Consider the following 2,555-nt stretch of genomic DNA (forward strand, 5'->3'; position numbering starts at 1 on the left):
CTGACCGGCGTGACGCTGCACATCGACGGTGGAGAACCACTCGTCTGACCTCCACCGCACCACTGACCTCCACCCCACCGCACACCGCGCGGCGCCCCGCCGTGCCCGACCCGAGAGGAACAGGACGATGGGACTTTCCTGGCAGCAAGGACCGCTCGCCGCGGGAGCGGTCGGCCGGTTCCTCGTTCCCGACCCGCTGCCCGAGCGCATGCTGTTCGCCGAGCCCCTGCGGCGCAGGATGCGCGTCCGCTTCGCGGACACGTGGATCGCCGACAGCGAGGACGTCGTGCTCCTCCACGAGCCGGGCCGCTACCCCGTGGCCTACTTCCCGACCGGTGACATCGATGACGATGTCCTGGAACCGATCGATCGCACGACCCGGCACCGTGACCTCGGCGAGACGTCCTGGTACGTGGTCCGGGCCGGCGGACGGCGCGCACCGCGCGCCGCCTGGCGTCATGGCGAACTGCCACTCCACGCGCGGGAACTGAATGACCGCGTGGCCTTCGCGTGGCGGGCGATGGACGCGTTCTACGAGGAGGACGAACGCATCGTCGGTCATGCGGCCGACGCCTATCACCGCATCGACATCCGGGCGACCAGCCGCCACCTGACCGTCCGCAGCGGGGACCGGGTGGTCGCCGACAGCACGCGTCCCCTCGTCCTGTACGAGTCCGGGTTCGCCCCGCGCTGGTACGTCCCCCGCGCCGACATCGACGCATCGGCCCTGACCGCCGTCGAGGGGCGGACCTTCTGCCCCTACAAGGGGCTGGCCGACTACTACGACATCGGTGGTGCGCGGCGTGCGGCCTGGTCGTACGGGAACGCCTGGGAGGGGGTGCGGCGCATCTCCGGCATGGTGTCGTTCGAACCGGACGAGATCGAGGTCCTCCTCGACGGGGTCCGCCAGAGCCTGGAACCCGGACAGAGCGTCGTGCCCCACGGAGTCGACCGCAACCTCGACCTCGACGAGGCCGCCCCCGGCCGTGACCGACCGGCCTGACACCCCGTACGTACGTGGACGCGTCCGCGGGTGACCCGCCGCGGAAGGAGGATCCGATGCCGACTCTGCTCTCGGTCAATGTCGGCCTGCCCAAGAACGTGCCCTGGCAGGGCCGGACCGTCTTCACCGGTGCCTGGAAGTACCCGGTCCGGGGGCCGGTGACGGTGCGGCGCCTCAACATCGACGGTGACGGGCAGGGCGACACGGCCGGGCACGGCGGGGAGCACCGGGCCGTGCTCGTCTATCAGCGGGCGTCCTACGCGTACTGGGCGCATTACTTCGGGCGGACCGATCTCGCGTTCGGCGACTTCGGGGAGAACCTCACCGTCGAGGGTCTCGCCGACGAGGACGTGTGCATCGGCGACCGGTACGCCATCGGTGAGACCGAGTTCGAGGTGAGCCAGCCCCGCGTCACCTGTTATCGCGTGGGTCTGCGTCTCGGCGCACCCGAACTGCCGTCCCTGCTCGTCCGGCACCACCGCCCGGGCTTCTACCTGCGTGTCCTGCGCGAGGGCCGGATCGAGGCCGGCGCCGAGATCGTGAAGACCCGGTCCGGCCCGGGCGCGCTCAGCGTGGCCGACACCGACGCCCTGCTCTACCTGCCCGACCGGGATCCCGACCGGCTGCGCACCGCCGTGACCCTCCGCGCCCTGAGCCCGGGCTGGCAGGCGTCGTTCCGTGAACTTCTCGACGCGGGCGGTGCTTCGGATCCTGCCGCCCTTCCCCCGGGCGAACAGGGCTCGCCGGCCTGGGCCGGTTTCAGGCCCTTGCAGGTGGTGACGGCGGAGCGCGAGAGCACGACCGTCACCTCGCTCCGGCTGGCCGCACCGGACGGCGCTCCGCTGCCGGCGGCCCGCGCGGGTCAGTACCTGACCGTGCGCGTGCCGGAGGCGGGAACGCCCGCCCCCGTCCGCAGCTACTCGCTGTCGTCGACGGCCGACGGCGGCACGTACCGGATCAGCGTCAAACATGAACCCCACGGGGCGGTCAGCACGTATCTCACGACGAAGACGCATGCGGGCGCGTCTCTGGAGACGGCTGCCCCACGCGGCGACTTCGTGCTCCGCGCGGGCACCGGGCCGGTCCTGCTCGTCTCGGCGGGCATCGGGCTGACTCCCGTCCTGGCCATGCTGCACGAGCTCGCCACGACGCAGCGCGAGCGCGAGGTCTGGTGGATCCACGGCGCGCGCACCCCGCAGGAGCATCCGCTCGCCGCCGAGGCGAGCGCCCTCCTCGCGCGGCTTCGCCGCTCCCGCGAGCATGTCTTCTACAGCGCGGTCGACTCCGCCGGGCTCGGCACCGGCGGGCACGCCACCGCGGGGCGCCTCACGAAGGAGCGCCTGGCCGCGCTCGCCGTCCCCGCGTCGGCGACCGCCTACGTGTGCGGCCCGGCCCGCTTCATGGCGGACGTCACCACGGCGCTCACCGAGGCGGGGGTCGGGCCGGACGCCGTCCACACCGAGCTGTTCGGTGCACGGGACGCCGTCACCCCGGGGCTTGTCGGACGTGCCGAGAGGCGGCCGCACCGGCCCGCCGGCCCGACCGGCACCGG

Annotated in this window: 2 protein-coding genes; both read left to right on the plus strand. The window is 72.8% G+C overall.

Annotated elements, in window-relative coordinates; all coding sequences use genetic code 11:
* The first annotated feature begins 127 nt into the window (after nucleotides 1-127).
* Nucleotides 128-1,003, plus strand: a complete 876-nt coding sequence (locus GTW43_RS27665) for a DUF427 domain-containing protein (RefSeq protein WP_161304688.1) — start codon at nucleotides 128-130, stop codon at nucleotides 1,001-1,003.
* Between the two features lie 56 nt (nucleotides 1,004-1,059).
* On the plus strand, nucleotides 1,060-2,555 hold a 1,496-nt coding region (locus tag GTW43_RS27670), incomplete at its 3' end, for an MOSC domain-containing protein (protein ID WP_161304689.1).

Origin of the sequence: Streptomyces sp. SID5785 (genome assembly GCF_009870065.1) — a bacterium.
Classification (GTDB): Bacteria; Actinomycetota; Actinomycetes; order Streptomycetales; family Streptomycetaceae; genus Streptomyces.